Source organism: Streptomyces sp. NPDC017225, assembly GCF_044331465.1.
GTDB lineage: Bacteria > Actinomycetota > Actinomycetes > Streptomycetales > Streptomycetaceae > Streptomyces.
Genome location: NZ_JBIRNE010000012.1, coordinates 42836 through 64462, shown reverse-complemented (window position 1 = coordinate 64462; position 21627 = coordinate 42836). Strand labels below are relative to the sequence as shown.

Annotated in this window: 20 protein-coding genes; 2 read left to right on the top strand and 18 right to left on the bottom strand. The window is 73.4% G+C overall.

Annotation, left to right across the window (positions count from 1 at the left end):
• Positions 1-58 precede the first annotated feature (58 nt).
• Genes ACH4NX_RS24820 through pdhA form a run of 3 tightly spaced genes read right to left on the bottom strand, consistent with a single transcriptional unit; the run spans position 59 to position 3821 of the window.
• Positions 59-1615, bottom strand: coding sequence for a dihydrolipoamide acetyltransferase family protein (locus ACH4NX_RS24820; RefSeq protein ID WP_398128756.1), 1557 nt, complete (start codon positions 1613-1615; stop codon positions 59-61).
• Positions 1615-2619, bottom strand: coding sequence for an alpha-ketoacid dehydrogenase subunit beta (locus ACH4NX_RS24815; protein WP_351387460.1), 1005 nt, complete (start codon positions 2617-2619; stop codon positions 1615-1617). The genes ACH4NX_RS24820 and ACH4NX_RS24815 overlap by 1 nt, the downstream gene beginning before the upstream one ends.
• Positions 2616-3821, bottom strand: coding sequence for a pyruvate dehydrogenase (acetyl-transferring) E1 component subunit alpha (gene pdhA, locus ACH4NX_RS24810; RefSeq protein WP_398128757.1), 1206 nt, complete (start codon positions 3819-3821; stop codon positions 2616-2618). Before pdhA ends, ACH4NX_RS24815 begins: the two co-directional genes overlap by 4 nt.
• Positions 3822-3995: 174 nt before the next feature.
• Between pdhA and ACH4NX_RS24805 the strand changes: the two genes are divergently transcribed.
• Positions 3996-4514: an Lrp/AsnC family transcriptional regulator gene (locus tag ACH4NX_RS24805; RefSeq protein ID WP_398128758.1), complete on the top strand. Its 519-nt coding sequence runs from the start codon at positions 3996-3998 to the stop codon at positions 4512-4514.
• 119 nt (positions 4515-4633) lie between these two features.
• Here the strand turns inward: ACH4NX_RS24805 and ACH4NX_RS24800 are convergent, their stop codons facing one another.
• The gene (locus ACH4NX_RS24800; protein ID WP_351387466.1) at positions 4634-5245 is read right to left on the bottom strand and encodes a TetR/AcrR family transcriptional regulator; all 612 of its coding nucleotides are present in this window, start codon (positions 5243-5245) and stop codon (positions 4634-4636) included.
• A complete protein-coding gene (locus ACH4NX_RS24795) occupies positions 5242-6756 on the bottom strand; it encodes a 3-hydroxyacyl-CoA dehydrogenase (protein ID WP_398128759.1) in 1515 nt (504 codons plus the stop codon). Before ACH4NX_RS24795 ends, ACH4NX_RS24800 begins: the two co-directional genes overlap by 4 nt.
• A gap of 182 nt (positions 6757-6938) precedes the next feature.
• On the opposite strand from ACH4NX_RS24795, the gene paaN reads away from it, so the two are divergent.
• Positions 6939-8630: a phenylacetic acid degradation protein PaaN gene (gene paaN / locus ACH4NX_RS24790; protein ID WP_398128760.1), complete on the top strand. Its 1692-nt coding sequence runs from the start codon at positions 6939-6941 to the stop codon at positions 8628-8630.
• 9 nt (positions 8631-8639) lie between these two features.
• Here the strand turns inward: paaN and ACH4NX_RS24785 are convergent, their stop codons facing one another.
• The 13 genes from ACH4NX_RS24785 to ACH4NX_RS24725 all read right to left on the bottom strand — a co-directional run bounded on the left by ACH4NX_RS24785 (position 8640) and on the right by ACH4NX_RS24725 (position 21575).
• Positions 8640-9425 (bottom strand): TrmH family RNA methyltransferase, encoded by a 786-nt coding sequence (locus tag ACH4NX_RS24785; RefSeq protein ID WP_351387472.1) that lies wholly within the window; start codon positions 9423-9425, stop codon positions 8640-8642.
• Positions 9422-10717: an HTTM domain-containing protein gene (locus tag ACH4NX_RS24780; RefSeq protein ID WP_398128761.1), complete on the bottom strand. Its 1296-nt coding sequence runs from the start codon at positions 10715-10717 to the stop codon at positions 9422-9424. Before ACH4NX_RS24780 ends, ACH4NX_RS24785 begins: the two co-directional genes overlap by 4 nt.
• Positions 10714-11445: a DUF5819 family protein gene (locus tag ACH4NX_RS24775; protein ID WP_398128762.1), complete on the bottom strand. Its 732-nt coding sequence runs from the start codon at positions 11443-11445 to the stop codon at positions 10714-10716. The genes ACH4NX_RS24780 and ACH4NX_RS24775 overlap by 4 nt, the downstream gene beginning before the upstream one ends.
• Before the next feature lie 675 nt (positions 11446-12120).
• Positions 12121-12450, bottom strand: coding sequence for a rhodanese-like domain-containing protein (locus ACH4NX_RS24770; protein ID WP_351387744.1), 330 nt, complete (start codon positions 12448-12450; stop codon positions 12121-12123).
• 95 nt (positions 12451-12545) lie between these two features.
• Positions 12546-12782 (bottom strand): hypothetical protein, encoded by a 237-nt coding sequence (locus tag ACH4NX_RS24765; RefSeq protein ID WP_351387479.1) that lies wholly within the window; start codon positions 12780-12782, stop codon positions 12546-12548.
• An 84-nt stretch (positions 12783-12866) separates the two neighbouring features.
• Entirely contained in the window at positions 12867-13055 is a 189-nt protein-coding gene (locus tag ACH4NX_RS24760; RefSeq protein ID WP_351387481.1) for a hypothetical protein, read from the bottom strand.
• A gap of 175 nt (positions 13056-13230) precedes the next feature.
• The gene (locus tag ACH4NX_RS24755; protein ID WP_398128763.1) at positions 13231-14571 is read right to left on the bottom strand and encodes an ABC transporter permease; all 1341 of its coding nucleotides are present in this window, start codon (positions 14569-14571) and stop codon (positions 13231-13233) included.
• A complete protein-coding gene (locus ACH4NX_RS24750; RefSeq protein ID WP_398128764.1) occupies positions 14568-15452 on the bottom strand; it encodes an ABC transporter ATP-binding protein in 885 nt (294 codons plus the stop codon). The genes ACH4NX_RS24755 and ACH4NX_RS24750 overlap by 4 nt, the downstream gene beginning before the upstream one ends.
• 55 nt (positions 15453-15507) lie before the next feature.
• A complete protein-coding gene (locus ACH4NX_RS24745; protein ID WP_398128765.1) occupies positions 15508-16782 on the bottom strand; it encodes a YcaO-like family protein in 1275 nt (424 codons plus the stop codon).
• On the bottom strand, positions 16782-19307 hold the full coding sequence (lanKC, locus tag ACH4NX_RS24740) for a class III lanthionine synthetase LanKC (RefSeq protein ID WP_398128766.1): 2526 nt from the start codon (positions 19305-19307) through the stop codon (positions 16782-16784). The genes ACH4NX_RS24745 and lanKC overlap by 1 nt, the downstream gene beginning before the upstream one ends.
• A 101-nt stretch (positions 19308-19408) precedes the next feature.
• Positions 19409-21043, bottom strand: coding sequence for a daptide biosynthesis intramembrane metalloprotease (gene mpaP / locus ACH4NX_RS24735; protein WP_351387493.1), 1635 nt, complete (start codon positions 21041-21043; stop codon positions 19409-19411).
• A gap of 168 nt (positions 21044-21211) precedes the next feature.
• Positions 21212-21376 carry a daptide-type RiPP gene (locus tag ACH4NX_RS24730; RefSeq protein WP_279564400.1) on the bottom strand — a complete coding sequence of 55 codons (165 nt, stop codon included), beginning with the start codon at positions 21374-21376 and terminating at the stop codon, positions 21212-21214.
• A 97-nt stretch (positions 21377-21473) separates the two neighbouring features.
• Positions 21474-21575 carry a daptide-type RiPP gene (locus tag ACH4NX_RS24725; RefSeq protein ID WP_382551630.1) on the bottom strand — a complete coding sequence of 34 codons (102 nt, stop codon included), beginning with the start codon at positions 21573-21575 and terminating at the stop codon, positions 21474-21476.
• Between the last annotated feature and the right edge of the window lie 52 nt (positions 21576-21627).

Sequence of the window (21627 nt, the reverse complement as noted above, 5' to 3'; positions counted from 1 at the left end):
AGGCCACGCGATCAGAGTGTGCGCACCGGCGCCGGGGCCGGCGCTGACGAGGCCCCTGTCACAGCGTGCGCAGCAGCACCGCCGGTTGTTCCACGCAGTCCGCGACGTACCGCAGGAAGCCGCCCGCCGTGCCGCCGTCGCACACGCGGTGATCGAAGGTGAGCGACAGCTGCACGACCTGACGTACCGCCAACTCCCCCTCGTGCACCCAGGGCTTGGGGACGATGCGGCCGACCCCGAGCATGGCCGCTTCGGGGTGGTTGATGATCGGCGTGGACCCGTCCACGCCGAACACGCCGTAGTTGTTCAGCGTGAAGGTGCCGCCGGTCACCTCACCGGGCGTCAGCCGGCCGGACCGGGCCGCCTCCGTCAGCCTGGCGAACTCCGCGGTGAGCGCCTCGGCGTCCCGCGCGTGTGCGTCCCGGACCACCGGCACGACCAGCCCTCGGTCCGTCTGGGCGGCGAAGCCGAGGTGGACCTGGTCGAGCTGGATGACTTCCCGGGCCTCCGTGTCGACCGTGGAGTTCAGCTCGGGGAAGCGGGCCAGCGCGGCCGTACAGATCCGGGCCAGCAGGGCGACGAGGGAGATCCTCGGGCCACCGGCGGCGTTCATCGCGGTGCGCGCCCGCATCAGTTCGGTCGCGTCGGCGTCCACCCAGCAGGTCGCGTCGGGGATCTCGCGGCGGCTGCGGGAGAGCTTGTCGGCGACGGCGCCGCGGACGCCCTTGAGCGGGGTGCGCGTCCCGCCGGACCGGGGCGCGGACGCCGCGGGTGCCGGTGTCCGGCCGCTCGCTGCCGGGTGCGGCCCGCCCTCCGGAGCCGTCGTACGGCCGACCTGGGCGGCGGCGGCACGCAGCGCGTACTCCACGTCCGCGCGCAGGATCAGCCCCTCCGGGCCGGAGCCGGTCAGCTCGCGCAGGTCCAGGTCGTTGTGCCGGGCGAGCCTGCGTACCAGCGGGGAGATGACGGGGATCGGGCCGTCCACCGTGCCGTCCACCGGCTCGGCGGCACGGACCTGGCCGTTCGCCCGCCCGGACGGCGCCGTGGCGGACGCCGACGGCACCGGCCGCACCCTGCGCCGCCGCGCGGGTGCGCCGGAGGTGCCGTAGCCGACCAGGACGTTGCCCGAGCCCTCGGCCTTCGCCTGCCGCGCCCCGGCCCCGGCCCGCTCAGTCCCGGCCCCCTCAGTCCCGGCCCCCTCGGCTGGGGTCCCATCGGCTGGGTCCTGCTCGACCCGGGCGCCCTCGGCCCGGACCTGCCCGGCCTGCGGATCACCGGTGTCGACGCCGGGCGGCTCACCGACCGCCTCGACGCCGGTGCCGGGCCGCCCCCCGGCCGGGCGGTCCCCGGCGGTCTCGCCCACCGCCACCGTCAGCAGCGGCGCCCCGACGGGCAGCTCCGTGCCCTCCTCGCCGAAGCGGGCGGTGACCACACCGCCGTAGGGGCAGGGCACCTCCACCATCGCCTTGGCCGTCTCGACCTCGACGACCGGCTGGTCCACGACGACGACGTCACCGACCTCGACCATCCAGCGCACGATCTCCGCCTCGGTGAGCCCCTCTCCGAGGTCGGGGAGCTTGAACTCCAGGCCGTGCCCATCAGAAGCGTGTGCCATCAGCTTTCGGCCTCCCACTGCAGGCGCCCCACGGCGTCCAGGATCCGGTCCACACCAGGCAGGTGGTGGCGCTCCAGCATCGGTGGCGGATACGGGATGTCGAACCCGGCCACACGCAGCACCGGCGCCTCCAGGTGATGGAAGCAGCGCTCCGTGACCCGGGCCGCGATCTCCCCGCCCGGGCCCCCGAAGGAACCCGACTCGTGGACGACGACCGCGCGTCCCGTCCGCCGCACCGAAGCACACACCGTCTCGTCGTCGAACGGCACCAGGGAGCGCAGATCGACGACTTCGAGGTCCCAGCCCTCGGCCCGGGCCGCCTCGGCCGCCTCCATGCAGGCGACCAGCGACGGCCCGTACGTGATGAGTGTGGCGCTCCGGCCCGAGCGCCGCACCACCGCGCGGCCTGTCGGTTCAACGGGTGCGGGCTCCTCGGGGTTCCAGGAGTCCTTCGACCAGTACAGACGCTTGGGTTCGAGGAAGACCACCGGGTCGTCGGAGGCGATGGACTCACGCAGCAGCCCGTAGGCGTCGGCGACGGTCGCGGGCGTGACGACATGGAGCCCCGGAGTCGCCATGTAGTACGCCTCGGACGAGTCGCTGTGGTGCTCGACACCGCCGATACCGCCGCCGTAGGGCACGCGGATGGTGAGCGGCAGGGGCATCCTCCCGCGGGTGCGGTTGCGCATCTTGGTGACATGGCTGACGACCTGCTCGAACGCCGGGTAGGCGAAGGCGTCGAACTGCATCTCCACGACCGGGCGCAGCCCGTACATCGCCATGCCCACGGCCGTGCCGAGGATGCCGGCCTCGGCGAGCGGGGTGTCCGTGCACCGGTTCTCGCCGAACTCCTCGGCCAGGCCGTCGGTGACGCGGAAGACGCCGCCGAGGGTGCCCACGTCCTCGCCCATCACGTGCACACCCGGGTCGGCGGCCATGGCGTCGCGCAGCGCGCGCGTGAGGGCCTGCGCCATGGTGGCCGGCTTGACGGCGACGGTGGTCATCGGTGTCCCCCTTCGGGCGCCTCGGCGACGGAACCGGCCCCGGCTCCCGACTCCGTCCCCGCATCCGCATCCGCCTCGGCCTCGGCCTCGGCCGCCAGCTCCGCGCGCAGCAGGTCCCGCTGCTCGCGCAGTTGCGGCGTGGGCTCGGCGTAGACGTGGGCGAACAGGTCCATCGGGTCGAGCCGCGGGTCCTGGTTCATGCGCGCGCGCAGGTCGGCGGCCATGGTCTCGGCGTCCTCGCGGGCGGCCCGGACGGCCTCCTCGTCCAGCAGGCCGCGCTCGGTCAGCTCCCGCTCCAGCAGCTCGATCGGGTCGTGCCGCCGCCAGGCCGCCACCTCCGAGTCGCCCCGGTAGCGGGTCGCGTCGTCGGCGTTGGTGTGCGCCTCCACGCGGTACGTCACCGCCTCCACCAGGGTGGGGCCGCCACCCGCGCGCGCGTGCCGTACGGCGTCGGACAGGACCTCGTGCACGGCCGCGGCGTCGTTGCCGTCGACCAGGCGGCCGGGCATCCCGTAGCCGACGGCCTTGTGGGCCAGCGACGGGGCCGCGGTCTGCTTGGCGAGCGGGACGGAGATCGCGAAGCCGTTGTTCTGCACGAAGAAGACGACCGGCGCCCGCCAGACGGCGGCGAAGTTCAGCGCCTCGTGGAAGTCGCCCTCGCTGGTGCCGCCGTCTCCGACCATCGCCAGCGCGACCACGTCGTCGCCCTTGAGCCGCGCGGCGTGCGCGAGGCCGACGGCGTGCGGCAGCTGGGTGGCGAGCGGCGTGGACAGCGGGGCGACCCGGTGCTCGTAGGGGTCGTAGCCGGTGTGCCAGTCACCGCGCAGCAGGGTGAGCGCCTCCACCGGGTCGACGCCGCGGGCCACGACGGCGAGCGTGTCGCGGTAGCTGGGGAAGAGCCAGTCCCGCTCCTCGAGCGCCAGCGTGGCGGCGACCTCGCAGGCCTCCTGGCCGGTGCTGGACGGGTAGACGGCCAGCCGGCCCTGCTTGGTCAGCGCCGTGGCCTGCGCGTTGTAGCGCCGGCCGGAGACCAGCCGTGCGTACAGCGTGCGCAGCAGCTCGGGATCGGCCTGCTCGGCGGCCTTCGTGCCGAGGACGCGGTACGGCTCCACGTCGGGCAGCAGCGGCGCGGGGTCGGTACGGGGCTGCCAGGCGGGCGGCGGTGTGGGCCGGTAAGCGCCCCGCTGCTCCATGACCGTCATGACGGCACCTCCTCGTGGGAGCGGCTGTGGGCTCGCCACGGATGTGACGGGCCTCACCTACCGATTGTTCGGTCGTCGGCGCATTTTGGCTACAGGCGGCCCCGGGCTGTGGACAAACGGTTCTCCACAGCCTGAGATGGACGCAGTACGTCCATGGTAGGGAGGCGGGGGGACATGGCATCTGAACAAATGGCCGAACGCCCGGAGGAGGCCGGCGGCCAGGAGGAGGCCGGCGCCCCGCCGCCCCCGCGCCCGCTGGACGCCATCGACCAGGACATCCTGCGCATGCTCCAGGCGGACGGCCGCGCCTCGATACGCTCGGTCGCCGAGCGGGTGCACGTCTCGCGCGCCAACGCGTACGCGCGTATCAACCGGCTCGTCGAGGACGGCGTCATCCGCGGCTTCGGCGCCCGTGTCGACCACGAACGCGCGGGGCACGGCACCTCGGCGTACATCACCCTGAAGATCGTCCAGAACTCCTGGCGCACGGTCCGGTCCCAGCTCCGGCAGCTCCCAGGGGCCTCGCACATCGCCCTGGTGGGCGGCGACTTCGACGTCCTGCTGCTGGTGCACACCCCCGACAACCGGGCCCTGCGCGAGCTGGTACTCACCCGTCTCCAGGCCATCCCGGAGGTGCTCAGCACGCGCACCCTGCTGGTGTTCGAGACGGAGGACCTGGAACCGCAGGGCTGACCGCCGGGCCGGAGACGAGCGGTCTCCAGGGCGCTCGGCGCAGCCCTCGAAGACCGCTCGGAAGCCCCACGCGGCCCCGAAGCCCACCCAGGGCGCCTCGCACAGCCCCCCGAAGCCCCTCAGGACGCCCTGCGCAGCCCTCCGAAGACCAACCGCGCCACCGCGTCGACCACTTCGCGCTCGCCCGTGCCGCCGCGGCCGGCCGTGCCCTCGGGGCCCTCGGGGCGGTACCACTCGACGATCGAGTTGATCATGCCGAAGACCAGACGCGTCGCGAGCCGCACCTCCACGTCGGCGCGCACGTCCCCCTCGGCCGCCGCAGCCTTCAGCAGGTCCGCGACCCGGTGGTCGAACTCGCGCCGCCGCTCCAGCGCCCATCGCTCGGTGCCCGTGTTGCCACGCACCCGCAGCAGCAGCGTGACGTAGGGCAGTTCGGCCATGAGCACCTCGACCATGCGCCGCACGACGTACTCCAGCCGCTCGGCGGCGGTCCCCACGCGCGCGTGCTCCTCGTCGAGGATTCCGAACAGCTCGTCCAGGGCCCGGCTCACGGCCCGGCGCAGGAGTTCCTCCTTGCCGGTGACGTGGTGGTAGATCGACGACTTGGAGATGCCGGCCGCCTTGGAGAGGTGCTCCATGGAGGTGCCGTCGTAGCCGCGCTCGATGAAGACCTGCACGGCGACGGACAGCAGCGTCTCGGGCGTGTACGTGTCGCGCCTGGCGGTGCTCATGAGGGGATGCCCTCCCCGGCGTCGGAGGCGTGCGCGTGACGGTGGAGCGCGAGGGACGGGGCGTAACGCCCGGAAGGCTCACGCACGTGCAGCTCACCGAGCAGCTCGTACACCCACCAGAGGCCCAGCCGGCGGCCCCACTCGAGCGGTCCGAGCGGGTAGTTGACGCCGAGGCGCATCGCGGTGTCGACGTCCGCCTCCGATGCCACGCCCCGGGCGACCGCGTCGTACGCCAGGTCGACGATCCGCGCGACCGTCCGCGCCACGATCATGCCGGGCACGTCGCCGACGACGCTGACCTTCTTGCCGAGCGCCTGGAAGAGGCCGGTGGCCTCGGCGAGGGCGCGGGGCGAGGTGGCCCCGGAGGGCGCGAGGGCGATACGGGTGGCCCGCCGGTAGTCCAGGGCGAGGTCGAAGTGGATGGCACCGCCGAGCTCGGCCGAGGTCTGCCCGTCGGTGAGGTGGAGCCGGCCGCCGCCGGGCAGCACGAGCGCCCCGGTGCCCGCGTCCTCGTCGCGGACCTCGATGCCCGCCTCACGTATCAGCGTGACCAGCTCGGCGGCCGGTCCCAGGTCCCCCTCGACGACCACGTACGCGGGCCGGTCGGCCGGTTCGGCGGTGTGCGGCTCGGGGCGTTCGGCGCCGTCCCGGTAGTCGTACCAGCCCTGCCCGCTCTTGCGGCCGAGCCGGCCGGACTCGACCAGGCGGCGCTGGACGAGCGACGGCGTGAAACGCACGTCCTGGAAGAACGCCTGCCACACGGAGTGCGTGACGGACTCGTTGACGTCCTGCCCGATGAGGTCGGTCAGCTCGAAGGCGCCCATCCTGAAACCGCCCGACTCGCGCAGCACGGCGTCGATGGTGGCCGGGCCGGCGCCCTGGTGCTCGTGGACCGCGAAAGCCTCGGCGTAGAAGGGCCGGGCGACGCGGTTGACGACGAAGCCGGGGGTGTCCGCACAGGTGACCGGGGTCTTGCCCCAGGCGCGGGCCGTCTCGTACGCGCGCGTGGCCGACGCGACGTCGGTGGCGAAGCCGGAGACCACCTCCGCCAGGGGAAGCAGCGGCGCGGGGTTGAAGAAGTGCAGGCCGACGAAGCGGCCGGGGGCGCGGAGCGCGCCGCCGACGGCGGTGACGGACAGGGAGGAGGTGTTGGTGGCGAGCAGGCAGTCGTCGCCGACGACGTCCTCGAGCGCGCGGAACAGTTCCCGCTTGACGTCCAGCCGCTCCAGGACCGCCTCGACGACCAGCGCGCAGTCGGCGAGGTCGGCGAGGGTCTCGGCGGGCTTCAGCCGGGCGCGGGCCGCGTCGCGACCGGCGCCGGTGAGCCGTTCCTTCTCGACGAGCCGGTCGAGCCGGGCGCCGATCGCGTCGGCCGCTTCCCGGGCCCGCCCGGGGACGGCGTCGTACAGCCGTACGGGATGGCCCGCGACCAGCGCCACCTGGGCGATGCCCTGGCCCATGGTGCCGGTGCCGACGACGGCCACGGGGCTGCTGAGGTCGAGTGCTGTCATGTGCGCGATCCTCCCGCACGGGGTTTTCCACAGATACGGCGGTCCCCCTTGTCCCGACCGATCGTTCGGTTACTCTAGCCGTGTCCACCTGTTTCCGCCCAGGTTTCCCCCAGGTCGCGAACTCGACGCGGACTCCACGGAGAGTCGGCGGCGGTTCGTGAGAGACGAGGAGTTGGTCCCGCATGGCCGCCGAACTCACCGCACAGCAGCTGATCGACCGGCACCGGCCGACCCTGGATCTGGCGCTGGAGACGATCCGCACGCGCGCGTACTGGTCCCCCCACCCCGAGCACCCCAAGGCCTACGGGGAGAACGGCAGCCTGGACATGGCCGGGGGCAAGGCCGCCTTCGACGCCCTGCTCGGCACCCGCCTCGACCTCGGTCAGCCCGGCACCGACGACTGGGTGGGCGGCGAGGTCTCCCCGTACGGCATCGAGCTGGGTGTGGAGTACCCGCACGCCGACCTCGACGTGCTGCTGCCCGCCATGCGGGCCGGGCAGCGGGCGTGGCGGGACGCGGGCGCGGAGCTGCGCGCGACGGTCTGCCTGGAGATCCTGCGGCGGATCGCCGACCGGACGATGGAGTTCGCGCAGGCGGTCATGCACACCTCCGGACAGGCCTTCATGATGGCCTTCCAGGCCGGCGGCCCGCACGCGCAGGACCGCGGCATGGAGGCCGTGGCCTACGCGTACGCGGAGCAGGCCCGCACCCCCGGCACGGCGGAGTGGACCAAGCCGCAGGGCAAGCGCGACCCGCTCGCGCTGACCAAGCACTTCACGCCGGTCCCGCGCGGCATCGGCCTGGTCGTCGGCTGCAACACCTTCCCGACGTGGAACGGCTACCCGGGCCTCTTCGCCTCCCTCGCCACCGGCAACGCGGTCCTGGTCAAGCCCCACCCACGCGCGGTACTGCCGCTCGCGCTGACCGTGCGGGTGGCCCGCGACGTCCTCACCGAGGCCGGCTTCGACCCCAACCTGGTCGCGCTGGCCGCCGAGCGCCCCGGCGAGGGCATCGCCAAGACCCTGGCGATGCGCCCCGAGATCCGGATCATCGACTACACCGGCTCCACCGCCTTCGGCGACTGGCTGGAGGCCAACGCCCGCCAGGCCCAGGTCTTCACCGAGAAGGCCGGCGTCAACACGGTGATCGTCGACTCCACCGACGACTACAAGGGGATGCTCGCCAACCTGGCCTTCTCCCTCTCGCTCTACAGCGGCCAGATGTGCACCACCCCGCAGAACCTGCTGATCCCCCGCGACGGCATCCGCACCGACCAGGGCGCCAAGTCCTACGACGAGGTGACCGCCGACCTGGCGCGGGCCGTCGACGGCCTCCTCGGCGACGACGCCCGCGCGAACGCCCTGCTCGGCGCGATCGTCAACCCGGACGTCAAGGCCCGCCTGGAGGCCGCCGCCGGCCTCGGCGAGGTCGCCCTGGCCTCCCGTGAGGTGACCAACCCCGACTTCCCCGACGCCGTCGTGCGTACCCCGGTGATCGTCAAGCTGGACGGCGCCAAGCCCGACGACGAGGCCGCCTACACCAGCGAGTGCTTCGGCCCCGTCTCCTTCGCCGTCGCCGTCGACTCCGCCGCCCACGCCGTGGACCTGCTGCGCCGCAGCGTCCGCGAGAAGGGCGCGATGACCGTCGGCGCGTACACGACCGACGCGGAGGTCGAGGAGGCCGTGCGGGAGGCCTGCCTGGAGGAGGCCGCCCAGCTGTCCCTCAACCTCACCGGCGGGGTGTACGTCAACCAGACGGCCGCCTTCTCCGACTTCCACGGCTCGGGCGGCAACCCGGCGGCCAACGCCGCCCTGTGCGACGGCGCGTTCGTGGCCAACCGGTTCCGGGTGGTGGAGGTCCGCCGGCAGGCCTGAGACCGGTACCTACGGCACCCGCGGCGCGCCCCCGGTGGCGCTCCAGTGGTACAGCGTCATGGCCACACTGGTCGCGAGGTTGTAGCTGGAGACCTGGGGGCGCATCGGCAGCGCCACCAGATGGTCGGCACGCGCGCGCAGCTCCCGCGACAGTCCGCCGCGCTCCGATCCAAACGCCAGCAGCGCGTCGTCCGGCAGCTTCAGCCCGCGGATGTCCTCGCCCTCCGGGTCCAGCGCGAACACCGGCCCCGGCGGCAGTTCTCCCACGTCCAGCCGCTCCACGGCGGTCGCGAAGTGCAGCCCCGCCCCGCCCCGCACCACCGTCGGGTGCCACGGGTCCAGTGTGCCCGTGGTGACCACACCGGTCGCCCCGAAACCGGCGGCGAGCCGGATCACCGCCCCCGCGTTGCCGAGGTTGCGCGGCTGGTCGAGGACCACCACGGGCGTACGGCGGGGCAGGCGCGCCAGGGCCCGCAGGCCGGCCGCACGAGAGGGGCGTACGGCCAGGGCGGCCACGGCGGTGGGGTGCGGGCGCGGCACGAGGGACGCGTACGTCTCGTGCGCCACCTCGGCCAGCAGCCCGTCCAGCGCGTCCCGTACGTCGGGCGCCAGCTCGTCGGCGAGGGCCAGGGCGCCCGCGCGGTCAGCCGTCACGGCCACCGGGACCTCGGCGCCGAAACGCAGCGCGTGTTTGAGGGCGTGGAAGCCGTCGAGCAGCACGCACGGGCCGGCGTGCCGGCGCCAGGCGGCGAGCGGATCGAGGCCGGGGACGGGGCCGGGGACGGGGACGGTCATGCTCCGAAGCCTACGTGCGTGTGCTCGGGGCCCCTCCGGTCCGCAGGGCGCTCCGCGCCTTCCCGGACCTCGCCGCCTTCCCCACCCGCCCCGGCCTCGTGGGCGCGGGGGCCGGGCACCGCCGCCTTACGACCGCCCCCGCGCCGGACCGGCGGCCGGCCGCGAAGCCGGCCGCGCGCGCGTGCCGTCCAGTCGCCCATGCGGCGCAGGAACGAGGTCGGCAGGAAGACCGCGTCCGCGGCGATCATCGCCAGCGAGAAGAACGGCAGCCCGAGCACCACGGCGATCACCGCGTGCTCGGTGATCATGGCGGCCAGCAGCACGTTCTTGACCCGCCGGTTGAACAGCGTGAACGGGAACGCGACCTGCACGGCGACCGTGCCGTAGGTGACGAGCATGACCATCGTGCCGTTGGCGGCCAACGCGTCGGAGAGGGCGGGCCAGGGCGAGAAGTAGTCCAGGTTGAGCGGGTAGTAGACCGCGGTGCCGTCCTGCCAGCGCGAGCCCTGGATCTTGTACCAGCCCGCGGTCGCGTAGATCAGGCAGGCCTCGGCCATGATCACGACCAGTGCGCCGTTGTGCACGATGTTGGCGACCACGTCGAGCAGGATCCGCGGCTCGCCGCTCCCGGCACCGCGCCCGACGGCCCACCACAGGCCCTGCGCGGCCCACACCGCCCACAGCAGCGCCGGAACGAACCAGTCGCCCTCCAGCCCGCCCGCCAACGTCATGGTGAGCAGCAGGAACCCGAACACCCACCACAGGGCCGGCCCGGCCCGGTCCACGACACGCTCCCCACGCGCGCGTGCCTCACCCGCACGCCGCGCCCGGCGCGCGTCCAGCGACCACACCTGGCCACAGCGGGTGAGGACCAGGTAGATGCTCATCAGGTGCAGGACGTTGTCTCCGCCGTCTCCCATGAAGACGCTGCGGTTCTGCAGCGAGAGCACCCCGACCATGAAGAGCACGGACATGGTCCGGGTGCGCCAGCCCAGCAGGAGCAGCACGCAGCTGAGGACGGCCAGCGCGTAGACGATCTCGAACCAGGTCCGCCCGTCCGACCACATCAGCACCGTGAAGGCGCCGTTGTCCGTGATCAGCTGCTCGGCGAGGTCGTGGCTCCAGGGCCCGTCGGGGCCGTACAGCTCGTGGCGGTGGGGCAGTTCGCGCAGCAGGAAGAGCAGCCAGGTGGCGCTGAAGCCGATACGGATCACCGCGGTCTGGTACGGACCGAGCGCGGCGCCGGTGACGCGGGCGATGCCGCGGGAGAGCGAGAGGGCGAGGCCGTTCACGCGGCGCCCCCTTCCTTCGCGGTGCCGTGCTCCGCCTCGCTGTTCTCCGCGTCGCCGTCCTCCGCGTCGCCCGCCACCGGCCACCAGGGCAGTTCCCGGTAGACCGGCCGGTCGGAGACCTTCTCACCGCTCCACGGGGGCGGCTCCACGTTGGTGGTCCGGGAACGGTACTGGACGCGCTCGACGACCCCGCCCGGCCCGGCGGCCTCGTTGCGGTCGAGACGCATGGCCGCTATGCGCCGCAGATAGGTCTCGGCCAGTGTGCCCCGCGGGCCCACGGGCCGGTTGTCGGAATCGTGGGTGGAGACGAAGAAGTCCCAGGCCCGGCGGAGTTCGTTCTGCTGGGTGTGGCTCGGCAGCGGATTGCCCTCGATGCTCCGGCCGTCCTCGGCGGACAGGTCGTACCAGCCGGTCGTCCGTATCGCGCCGTCCGCCGTGGTCACCTCGGCGCGGACCTGGACGGAGATGTTCTGCTGGAGCGGGTTGGGCGCGAAGAGCTTCCAGTTCTGTTCGAACTCCGGGTAGATCCACTCGTCGACCGCGGCGCCGTGCTGCTTGGTGAGGGTGTTCGACGGGGCGACGTGCAGGAACACCAGGCCTATGTGGGCGCAGACGGCGACGGCGACGACCGCGAGGGCGACCACGGCACCGACCTGGTAGCGGGGGGAGAGCGCCGCGACACCGGTACGGGGCTCCGCGGCCGCCGGGCCGGGCCCTGCGGGCGTCACTCGGGGATCGGCTCCGGTGCCGGCCCCGGTACCGGCCGCGCCCCCGGTCCAGGTATCTGCCTCGGCCGCGACCCCGCTCCCGGCCTCGTTCCGGGCCCCGGCCTCGTTCCGGCTCCCGGCCTCGACGGGCCCGCCGGTCTCCGCCGGACCGCCGCCTGTCCCGACTGGGCCTTCCGACGGCTCCCGCCCCTCCGGGCATCCCCGGCTCTCCGGGCTCTCCGGGCTCTCCGGGCTCTCCGTACGATCCTGCCCATCCGTACGATTCTGCCCATCCCGCTCGCCCGACTCATCCGGCTCATCCGGCCGGTCCGGTCCGCCCCGGCCCCCCTGCTCGTCCCGCCCCTGCCGGGCGTCCGAGCCTGCGTCGTACGCGTCCATTGCGCCCCGTTCCGGTCCCGACCGTCGTTCCGCCCGCCCGCCCGCCGCGACGCGACGCGCCCGCGCGCCTCTCGAGCGGTTGCCCGGCAGCGTTCGAACCGGAACGGTACTCAGGACCGCCCGCCCGCACAGCCCCCCGGCGGACCGACCGCACCGTGGCCGTCACCACATCCGTCCGCACGCGCCGACGCCCGCGGTGACACGAAAGGCCGCTCCGAAGACGGCCCGGAGACAACCTGAGACGACCGGAGACGGCCCCGAACGGCTCGAACCGCCCGGTCGACGCCCCGGGCGGTCCTAGAGAACGTGCCCCGGCTCGCCCTTCCCGTCCACCACGGGACGGCCGGCCGCGGCCCACACCTGCATGCCGCCGTCGACGTTCACGGCGTCGATGCCCTGCTGGACCAGGTACATGGTGACCTGGGCCGAGCGCCCGCCGGAACGGCAGATCACGTGGACCCGGGCGTCCTGCGGCGCGGCCTCGGTCAGTTCGCCGTACCGGGCCACGAAGTCACTGATGGGAATGTGCAGCGCCCCGGCGGCGTGACCCGCCTGCCACTCGTCGTCCTCGCGGACGTCCAGCAGGAAGTCGCCGTCCTTGAGGTCCGTGACCTCGACCGTGGGCACACCAGCTCCGAAACTCATGCCCCCGACGCTACCCGACGCGGCGGGGCGGGCGGCCGGATCGCCGTACCCGCGGGGCCCGCACGCGTCGTCGCACGTCAGGACCTGGACCAGCCACGCAGCGCGGGATGGGCGAGGACGCCGTCGACGGCCAGGTGGACCGCCGGCGGCGTCAGGCCGTCCGGTGCGCGGACGGCCAACTCCGCGGTGGCGCCCTGGCAGCCGACCAGCCGTGCCCGCCAGCCCGTCGGCAGCAGGGCGATCAGCCGGATCGCCGCGGTTTCCGGAGGAGCGTCGGCCGGGCCGCTGATGCGGACGGAGTGCTCGGTGGGCATGGAGGTCTCCAGGAGGGTGTGGTGCCGGCCGGGGCCACTGGGGGGCGGGAACGGCCCCGGCCGGGACGAGCGCGTGCCGAGAGGTCAGCGGGAACGGCGGGCCCGGCTCAGCTGGAAGACGCTCGCCAGGAGGGCGACCAGGATGACGGCTCCCAGGCCGTAGCGGGCGCCATTGGCCATGTCGCTGGTGATCACGGCGACTTCGGCGCCACAGAGGACGGCGACGAGGGCGGCGGTCAGGACGGTGTTGTTCGTACGGTTGTTGTCGCTCATGGTGTTCTCTCCTTGGTGGGGGGCCCGGTCCGAGGACCGGCCGGATGGGTGGTGTCGACCGGTCGGCCCGATGGCTTCGGCCGAGGTCGAGTGGATCGTAGAGAGGCGCACCCACCTGGCAGGAACCGTACGAGCGGTTCCCGGCCAGGACGGGTGGGCGTCGACCGGCGCTGGATCAGTCCTCGAGCCTCAGCGCCTGACGGAAGGACAGCTTGCGGCCGGTCTGCATCAGTGCCCTGCGGTAGACCCGCTCGCTGGCCAGGACGATCAGGGCGGCCGCGGCCAGGGAGACGATCAGGGAGGCCCCGGGCTCCCACCAGGCCGTGTCGCCCGCGATGATCCGGGCCGGCATGGTGATGGTCGAGGTGAGGGGGACGAAGGACAGGACGCTCTGGACCGTTCCGGTGACCGTGATGCCGACGACGAAGACGACGGCGACCAGGGCGTTCACCGGGGTGGTGGTGGACTGGATGTCCTCGGTACGGGTGGCGATGGCGCCGGCCGCGGCGAACACGCAGGCGAGGACGGCGATTCCGACGACGTAGTAGACCAGGAACCAGCCGAGGCCCGCCGTGACCTGCCCCAGCGTGCCGGTCTCCCCGGTGGCGACCAGACCGATCGCCGCGGCCGCCGTGAACGCCACCATCTGGGCCAGGGCCAGCGTCGTACTGCCGACGATCTTGCCCACGAGCAGGTCCCGCAAACGGATCGAGCTGGCGATGATCTCCACGATCCGGTTCTGCTTCTCCTCCACGATGCTGGTCGCCAGCGAGACGCCCAGCAGCACGGCCGCGAGGTAGAACAGGAAGCCGAAGAAGTAGGTGGCCATCCGCACCACGGACTCGGGCGTCTCGTCCGGCGACAGCAGGGTGTGCTGGAGCGTGGCGCCCTTGGTCAGGGTTTCCATGTCGGTGCCCGCGGAGGTGGCGTTGGCCTCCATCGCGCTGCTCTGCACGGCGGCGCCGAGCCAGGTGGCGGCGGTGGAGTCGCTGCCGGTGTCCCCGAGCAGGGCCCAGCCCTCGGGCGTGCGGAGCAGCCCGGCGTCGACGTCACCGGCCCGGACCGCCTCGCGCACCGCGTCCGCCGAGGACTCCTCGCGCACGCTGATCTCGACGTCCTGGTCGGCCTGGCCGGCCAGCGCCTCCGCCTGCCGCACCAGCACGTCGCTCTCGGAGGCGACCGCCGCGACCGTGATCCTGCCGGCCGTGGAGGCGAGGTAGACCTGGAGGCCGACCGCGCCGAGGATGACGGCGAGGGTGGCGACCGTGGAGAGCAGGAAGCCCCGGTCCCTGATCTTCACCGCGATCTCGCGGGCGGCGACGATCAGCCAGGCGGCCTCGCGTTTCGCCGGTTCCGCCCGCCGCCCGGCTCCCGCGGATCGGGCGGACCCGGCGGATCCGGACTCGGTGGAGCCGGACGCGGTGGAACCGGACGCGGCGTAGGCGTTGGGGCCGCCGGCGGCGGTGGTCCCCTGCTCCTCGGTGCGCGGTGTCTTCTCGCTCGTGAGCGTGGTCATGCTGCCGTCATCTCCCTGAACACGTCGGCGACACTGGGGACGATCTCGGCGAATTCCCGTACCGGGCCCCGGCGCAGTGCCTCCGCCAGAAGCCGGTCGGCCACCTCGTCGGTGGCCAGTTCGAGCAGGGCGGTGCCCTCCCGCTGCTCGATGACGTCGACGCCCTTGACGTCGCGCAGCCAGCCGGTGGGGCCGGCCGTCACCAGACGGTGCCTGACCCGGCCCCGGCGGCGCAGGTCGGCCGCGCTGCCCTGGGCCAGGACGCGGCCGGCGGACTGGACGACGACGTCGTCACAGAGCTGCTCGACCAGTTCCAGCTGGTGGGAGGAGAACAGCACCGGGACGCCGCGCTCCGTGTGCTCGCGCAGCAGCTCGGCCATGGAGTCCACGGCGTGCGGATCGAGGCCGGAGAACGGCTCGTCCAGCACCAGCAGATGCGGTTCGCCGATCAGCGCGGCGGCGATCTGCACGCGCTGCTGGTTGCCCAGCGACAGTGACTCCAGCCGGTCGTCCCGCTTTCCGGCGAGCGCCAGCCGCTCGATCAGCCCGGAGGCCGAGTCCTGGGCGGCGCGGGCGCTCAGGCCGCGCAGCCGGCCCAGGTAGACCAGCTGGCTGAGAACGGTCTGCTTGGGGTAGAGGCCGCGCTCCTCGGGCATGTAGCCGAAGCCGCGGCGGTCGACGGCCGTGACCGGCGCGCCGTTCCAGCGGATCTCTCCGCCGTTCAGCGCCAGCACGCCCATGATCATGCGCATCGTCGTGGTCTTCCCCGCGCCGTTCCCGCCGACGAAGCCGGTCATCCGGCCGTCGTCGACGCGGAACGACACCTGGTCGACCGCGCAGCGGTCGCCGAAGCGCCGTACGACGTTGTCCAGTTCCAGCATCGTGTGCGTTCCTCCCGTTTCGAGGGGGTCGGGCGTGCCCTGGCGGGCCGCTTCGTCAGGGCAGGGGGTGGGGGGCCGCGGCCCGGTGATCGGTCAGGCGCGCCGGGCAGCCGGTGCGCCTGGGCGCGGAGTCCAGACGGGACCGGTTCCAGCTCCACTGGTGGGTCTCGTCCATCCGCAGCTGCTGGTAGCCGGCCGGTACGACCTTCACCGCGTGCCAGCCCATGGCGGCCGCGGTGGCGGGCAGCCGGGGCGTGAGGTCGACGACCAGCGGGTCGGCGCCGTCGGCGAGCAGCGCGGCGACGATCGCGTCGGTGCTCACCGCGGCCGGGGACATCGGTGCCCCGGCCGGGACGAATCCGGCGACCCAGTCGCGTACCGCCCGGCGGGCGCGGCCGGTGAGCATGTACCGGATCCGGTCGTGCTCGGTGACCAGCGGGTCCGGCACGTCCGCGACCGGACCGTCCTGCGCGGTGACCTCCAGCGCGGCCCGGACCTGCCAGGCCTCCTGGAGAGCGCCCAGCAGGGCGTCGTACGGGCGGTCGGAGGCCTTCATGCCCACGGTCGTCAGGGCGCCGGGGCGCTCCGGTTCCAGCAGGCAGGCCACCACGCACCACAGGCCGTCGACGGCGGTCGGGACGCGTGCGAAGACCGTCTCCACGTCGCGCTCCAGCGCGCGCCGCCACAGGACGCGCAGCGCCTCGCCGGTGGGCCGGTCGGGTTCGCCGGCCACCGCCGCGAAGGGGTCGCTCCAGCAGGGCAGCCCCAGCTGGCGGCCCCAGGCGACGGTGAACGCGTCCCGCTCGACGATCTCGACGAGCGCCGAGCGCAGCGCCATGTCCGCGCTGCCGCCGGACGCCGCGCCGGAGGGCCCCGGGTCGAACAGCGAAGCCGGCCCGGCGGTCGGCCAGTCGACGAGGTGGGCCGGGACCAGCACCTCGGCCGTGTCGCTCAGCCGGACCGCCGGGTACCAGGCCAGTTCGGCGCGGGCCGCGTCCGGGTGGGCCAGGGCGTGGCGCGGGTCGTGCGGGGCGAGGACCGGACGGCCCAGGCCGGACGCGGTGCCGTGTACGGTGCCCAGCCGGTCGTCGGGGTGCAGCGCGCGGCGCTCGACGGCCTCGCCGGCACCGCGCAGCAGCGCGTCGGCGCGGGAGTGGCCGTTGGCGCCCGCGACCAGCGCGGACAGCGGAACCTCGGCCTCGTCCGCCCCGGCGACCGGGGCGAGCGCCACGGCGGTGCTCCACAGCGGGTTGTCGCCCCGCGGGGGCAGCAGCGAATAGCGGGAGGCGATGCCGGTGGCCGGGGCGAGGGTGCGCGGGACGTCGATCATCAGGCCGCCTCCGCGTAATCCCGCGCCGGCGTGCCGCCCAGGAAGGGCAGGGCCGCCGCGTCGTCGTCGGCGAGCGCGGCCAGCGCCAGCAGCACGCCGGCCGAGCCGGTCGCCAGGTCGGTGGAGAGCCGGTAGCCGTGGTCGCCGAGGAAGTCCACACGGCCCGGCTCGGCGGCCATGGCCTCCCAGCCCAGCGCGTCCAGGTGGGTGCGGATCAGCTCGGGGGCGCGGTCCTCGCCGGTCAGCGCGAGCAGCGCGCCGGCCCGGCCGGTGAACAGGCCGCAGGATATGGCGAAGTGCGTGTGCACGGTCTCCAGCAGCCGCTCCCGGGCCGCCGCCAGGTCGGCGCTCGGCCGGTGCCGTCGCAGGGCCCGGATCACCAGGGCGATTCCCGCGCCGCCGATGAGGCCGGGGCCGAGCCGGAGCCGGCTGTCCTCCTGGTCGAGGTCGATGGTCTCCAGGTCCGCCCGCAGTTCGGCCTCGGCGGCGTCCAGGTGACGGAGGTCGCCGCTCTGCTCGAACAGCCGCAGCAGGAACAGCGCGTGACCGGTGCGCCCGTGCACCAGACCGACCCGCTTGGGCCCGGCCGGCGCGCTCTGCGGGCCGCCCAGCCGGCCTGCGAGGGTACGGGCCATCTCCAGGTACGCCGGGTCGCCGCGACGCTCGGCCAGGTGCAGAGCCACCAGGCCGAGACCGGCCCAGCCGTTGCACAGCGAGTCGCTGACGTTCGCGGCCGGGATGTCGAAGGCCCGCCGCATCAGCGCGTCGGCCTCGTCCCGGTGGCCCAGGTGATCCAGGGTGAACGCCGGTCCGGCCAGACCCGTGAAGAAGCCGGGGCCGTCCGTCTCGGCGTCGCGGGCGTGGTCGGCGAGCCACCGCACGTGCTCGGCCGGCGGCCGGTGACCCGCGCGGGACAGGGCCCACAGCACGCCCGCCGCGCCGTACGCGAAGGTCGTGCCGCCGTCCGGGATGAGGAACTGCATGGCGTCGCCTGGGTAGAGACGGTCGTCGCGGTCGGGCGACGCGCCCTCGACGATGGAGCGGGCGATCCTGGCGCGCAGCTCGGCGTCGGGAACGGCGGGCCACTCGGCCCGGAAGTCCCGGTCCGCGGTGAGCACGTCCGGCCCCAGACCGTCGGTGATGGCACGGGTCAGGGACTCGGGCAGGTCGAAGTTGTCGGTGGCGGCCTTGAGCAGCGTGCGCACCTTGGCGACGCCCCACGGCACCACCTGCGGCAGCGGCATGAACATCGTCAACCGCAGCACGTTGAGGGCGAACAGGTCGACCGCCGGCCCGGTGAGGTGGTGCGGCGCGTGGAAGCCGAGAGCGCCCATCGCCTGCTGGTACCCGGCCTCGACCGGGGTGGAGGTCTCCATGTCGATGAACGCGACCGAGTCGTCGGCCTTGAGCAGGATGTTGCCCGGGTGCAGGTCACCGAAGACCACCCCGCGCTCGTGCATGTCGGCCACGCCCCGGGAGACCTGGTCGAGGATGCCCAGCGCCCACTCGGTGTAGGCGGCGCGGGCCTCGGGGGTGTTGTCCCCCGAGGTGAAGGGGTGCCGGCGGCGCAGCACGTCGATGAGCGCCTCGCCCTCGACGAACTCACGGGCGAGGAAGCGGTGCTCGTGACCGTCCCGGTAGTCGACCAGGGCCGGCACCGTGGGCAGACCGGCCAGCGTCGTCAGCGCCCAGTGCTCGCGCTCCATACGGGCGATCGCGTCCGCCCCGCTGGCGTCCAGACCGGCCAGCGGACGGGCCTCCTTCAGCAGCACCTCGCCACCGGTGCGCTGGTCGACGGCGCGGTAGACACCGCCGCCGTTGGAGAAGTGCAGCGCCTTGTAGACCCGGAACGGGAAGTTCTTCAGGGTGCCCTGCCTGCGCTTGGCGTGCGCCTCGGCGAGGAACGCCGGCAGGGTCACCCACTCCGGCGGCCGGAACGCGGGGCGCCGCACGTCGGGCACCATCTCGCCCTGCGGGTTGCGGATGCCGGGGACCATGGCGCCGTTCTCGGCACGCGCCATCTTCAGCACGAAGCCGCCGTAGCGCACGAACAGCGGGCCCTGGTTCCAGCGCAGGTCGCTGAGGATGTACGGGGCGGGCGTGCCGCCGACCAGCTCGTCCAGCTCGCGCAGCGTGCGCTCCAGGGCCTCCTCGTCGGACGGGTAGATGGTGACGAACTTGCCGCTGGCGCTGCGGTCTCCGTACTTGCTGCCGCGTCGGCCGAGGATCTCCCGGTTGGAGATGTACTTGTACATCAGCCCGTGCTCCACGCAGTACGGGGCGACGATGTCGAGGAGTTCGGCGGCGTTGTCCGGCGAGGCGGAGACGTGGATCTTCCAGCCCTGGTCCGGGACGTCCAGGTCCGGCGGTGTGCAGAACGTCCACTCTCTGCCCCGGCTCACCGTCCAGCCGGTGCCGGGGACGCGGCCCGCGTGGAAATCCTGGTCCGTGGCGCCGTCGTGGTCGGGGGCGTCGTAGAAGAGGGAGTCCTCGCGGCAGAAGTCGAGGAAGCGGAAGTCGAGCACGATACGTCTCCTGACCGTGGGTTCGGTGGGCGCGGCGGGGCCGCGCCGAGGGTGCGTGACGGGTCGGGCGGAAGGGGTGCGGGGCGGGGCCGGGCGGTGGGTTACGGGAGGAAGGGGCTGATGTAGGTGCGGTAGCCGACCTCCCACAGCGGCAGCCGGCCGGTGTCCACCCGGGCTGCGCCCGCGGGCTCCTCCGGGGCGCCGTCGAGGGCGAGCGGGTAGGTGGTGACCGGCATCTTCAGGGCGCCGTCCAGGTCGATCGGGAAGAAGGAGTCCAGCGGGGCCTCACCGGTCCCGGCGGGCGCGGCGCCGATGGTCGCGGTGCCGGTGGCCGAGTTCAGCACCGGGCCGTTGGTGGTGAGGGCGACCTTCTGGCCGGGCCCGATGCGGTCGGTGTCGGCGCCGTCGAGCAGCACCAGGTCCACCCCGCCGGGCCGGCTCACGTACGCGGCGGAGACCGTGTGCGGGACGGGCAGGAACATCACGGCGCCGACGGCGGCGGCGACCGCGGTGGTGACCAGGGCGATACGGGGCCGCCCGGCACCGGCCGCGCGCACCTCCCCCGCCAGCCTGCGGACCCCGCGCCCCATGAAGTACAGCCCGTACGACACTCCGCAGGCGGCCAGGCAGATACCGATGACGCCGCCGCGGCGCAGCAGGTCGATCCAGAGCTGAAGTGCGGTGGAGAGCAGGTACAGCGGGAAGACCATGCAGGCCAGCCCGTACACGGTGGTCCAGCGGTGCTTCAGCTCGCGCTCGTAGGTGCCGCCGAACAGCAGGCGGGCCAGGAAGCGGCGGGCGTCGGTGATGGCCCGGTCGCGCAGGTAGGGGATGTCGACGTGGCTCATCAGGGCGATGTAGCCGTCGAGCTTGATGAAGGGCAGCAGATTCAGCAGTCCGGTGATGTAGCTGCCGAGGGCGAAGAAGACCAGGGCGGTCTTGGCGCCGGAGTCGGCCAGCGGCCAGGCGGCGAGCGCGGCGGAACCGGCGAGGAAGGTCTGCACCGCTGGGCCGGCGAGCGCGACGTGGACGCGCTGGCGGCGTCGCGGCAGGCGCCAGGCGTCGGACACGTCGCAGAAGAACGCCGGCATCAGGTAGAAGAGCATGATCCCGATGCGCGAGGGCTTGCCACCGTAGCGGATGAGCGTCGCGGCGTGGCCGAGCTCGTGGATCGAGGTGCCGATGATGAGTCCGGCGAGGATGCCCAGGTAGGTCAGGGGCGACAGCGGACCGGACAGCGAAGCGGTGACGTAGGTGTTCTGGACGGCGAGTGCGAGCAGGCCGGCCAGGGCGGTCAGCAGCGCGCCACCGACGAGGTAGCGGTTGCCCAGGCGGGCGAAGAGGGGCTGCATGGACTGCATGGTGCGGCCGGGCCGCAGCAGGGTGAACTGGAAGGTGAACGGCGGGACCATCTTGAAGCGGCCCTGGCGGCGGGGCGCCTTCATCTCGCCGTTGTCGACCAGGGCGAGGTCGTCCAGGCGCCGGACGGCGAAGCCGACCATCTCGGCGTTCCAGCCACCGCCCATCAGACGGGCCAGTTCCTCGTGGTCGCGGCTGCCGTCGAAGTGGCCGGCGAGGACGGCGACTTCGGGGCTCACTCGGATGTAACGCGGGCCACGCTGCAGCACCCACGTGCCGCCGTCGCCCATGGGCGGGTGGATCTCGGTGCCCGGTGCGCGGTCCGGCCGCTGCGTGTGCGCGGCGGGCGCAGCGGGTGACGCGGTGGTGGCGCTCACGGTGGTGTCCTTACGGCGGAGAGGATCGGTCGGTGGGTGGGGCGCCCCCCGCCTCGGCCCAGCTCATTCGTTTGCCGGAAGCAGGGCCGAGGCAGGATCTGCGGTTGGTGCCGAAGACCTAGTGAGGGCTACTCACTGGGGGTCGCGTCCCTCGTCGCGGTTCCTCGGTCAGGTGAGGGCGATCGAGGTGGCGACAGCCGACGAGACCGTGGCGCCGATGGACACGCCGGTCCAGAAACCGGGGGCCTCCAGCGCCTCCAGCTCCTGCATCTCCAGCTCCACGTTCTCCGGGGTGGCGGCGGCGACAGCGACGTCGTTCTTGATCTCGGCCATGACATTTCCCTTTCGTAAGGCCCGGTGAGTCCCTCTCACCAGGAGCGGCGGTTTCACGTGAAACAGCACGCGGATCGGACGATGGACGCGGGACGGATCAGGTGAGGGCGATCGAGGTGGCGACGGCCGACGAGACCGTGGCGCCGATGGAGACACCGGTCCAGAAACCGGGGGCCTCCAGCGCCTCCAGCTCCTGCATCTCCAGCTCCACGTTCTCCGGGGTGGCGGCGGCGACAGCGACGTCGTTCTTG

Excerpts from the sequence above, each read along its gene's own strand:
- ACH4NX_RS24820 (WP_398128756.1), bottom strand. The coding sequence starts at position 1,615 with ATGGCACACGCTTCTGATGGGCACGGCCTGGAGTTCAAGCTCCCCGAC.
- ACH4NX_RS24815 (WP_351387460.1), bottom strand. The coding sequence starts at position 2,619 with ATGACCACCGTCGCCGTCAAGCCGGCCACCATGGCGCAGGCCCTCACG.
- pdhA (WP_398128757.1), bottom strand. The coding sequence starts at position 3,821 with ATGACGGTCATGGAGCAGCGGGGCGCTTACCGGCCCACACCGCCGCCC.
- ACH4NX_RS24805 (WP_398128758.1), top strand. The coding sequence starts at position 3,996 with ATGGCATCTGAACAAATGGCCGAACGCCCGGAGGAGGCCGGCGGCCAG.
- ACH4NX_RS24800 (WP_351387466.1), bottom strand. The coding sequence starts at position 5,245 with ATGAGCACCGCCAGGCGCGACACGTACACGCCCGAGACGCTGCTGTCC.
- ACH4NX_RS24795 (WP_398128759.1), bottom strand. The coding sequence starts at position 6,756 with ATGACAGCACTCGACCTCAGCAGCCCCGTGGCCGTCGTCGGCACCGGC.
- paaN (WP_398128760.1), top strand. The coding sequence starts at position 6,939 with ATGGCCGCCGAACTCACCGCACAGCAGCTGATCGACCGGCACCGGCCG.
- ACH4NX_RS24785 (WP_351387472.1), bottom strand. The coding sequence starts at position 9,425 with ATGACCGTCCCCGTCCCCGGCCCCGTCCCCGGCCTCGATCCGCTCGCC.
- ACH4NX_RS24765 (WP_351387479.1), bottom strand. The coding sequence starts at position 12,782 with ATGCCCACCGAGCACTCCGTCCGCATCAGCGGCCCGGCCGACGCTCCT.
- ACH4NX_RS24760 (WP_351387481.1), bottom strand. The coding sequence starts at position 13,055 with ATGAGCGACAACAACCGTACGAACAACACCGTCCTGACCGCCGCCCTC.
- ACH4NX_RS24755 (WP_398128763.1), bottom strand. The coding sequence starts at position 14,571 with ATGACCACGCTCACGAGCGAGAAGACACCGCGCACCGAGGAGCAGGGG.
- ACH4NX_RS24750 (WP_398128764.1), bottom strand. The coding sequence starts at position 15,452 with ATGCTGGAACTGGACAACGTCGTACGGCGCTTCGGCGACCGCTGCGCG.
- ACH4NX_RS24745 (WP_398128765.1), bottom strand. The coding sequence starts at position 16,782 with ATGATCGACGTCCCGCGCACCCTCGCCCCGGCCACCGGCATCGCCTCC.
- ACH4NX_RS24730 (WP_279564400.1), bottom strand. The coding sequence starts at position 21,376 with ATGGCCGAGATCAAGAACGACGTCGCTGTCGCCGCCGCCACCCCGGAG.
- ACH4NX_RS24725 (WP_382551630.1), bottom strand. The coding sequence starts at position 21,575 with ATGCAGGAGCTGGAGGCGCTGGAGGCCCCCGGTTTCTGGACCGGTGTC.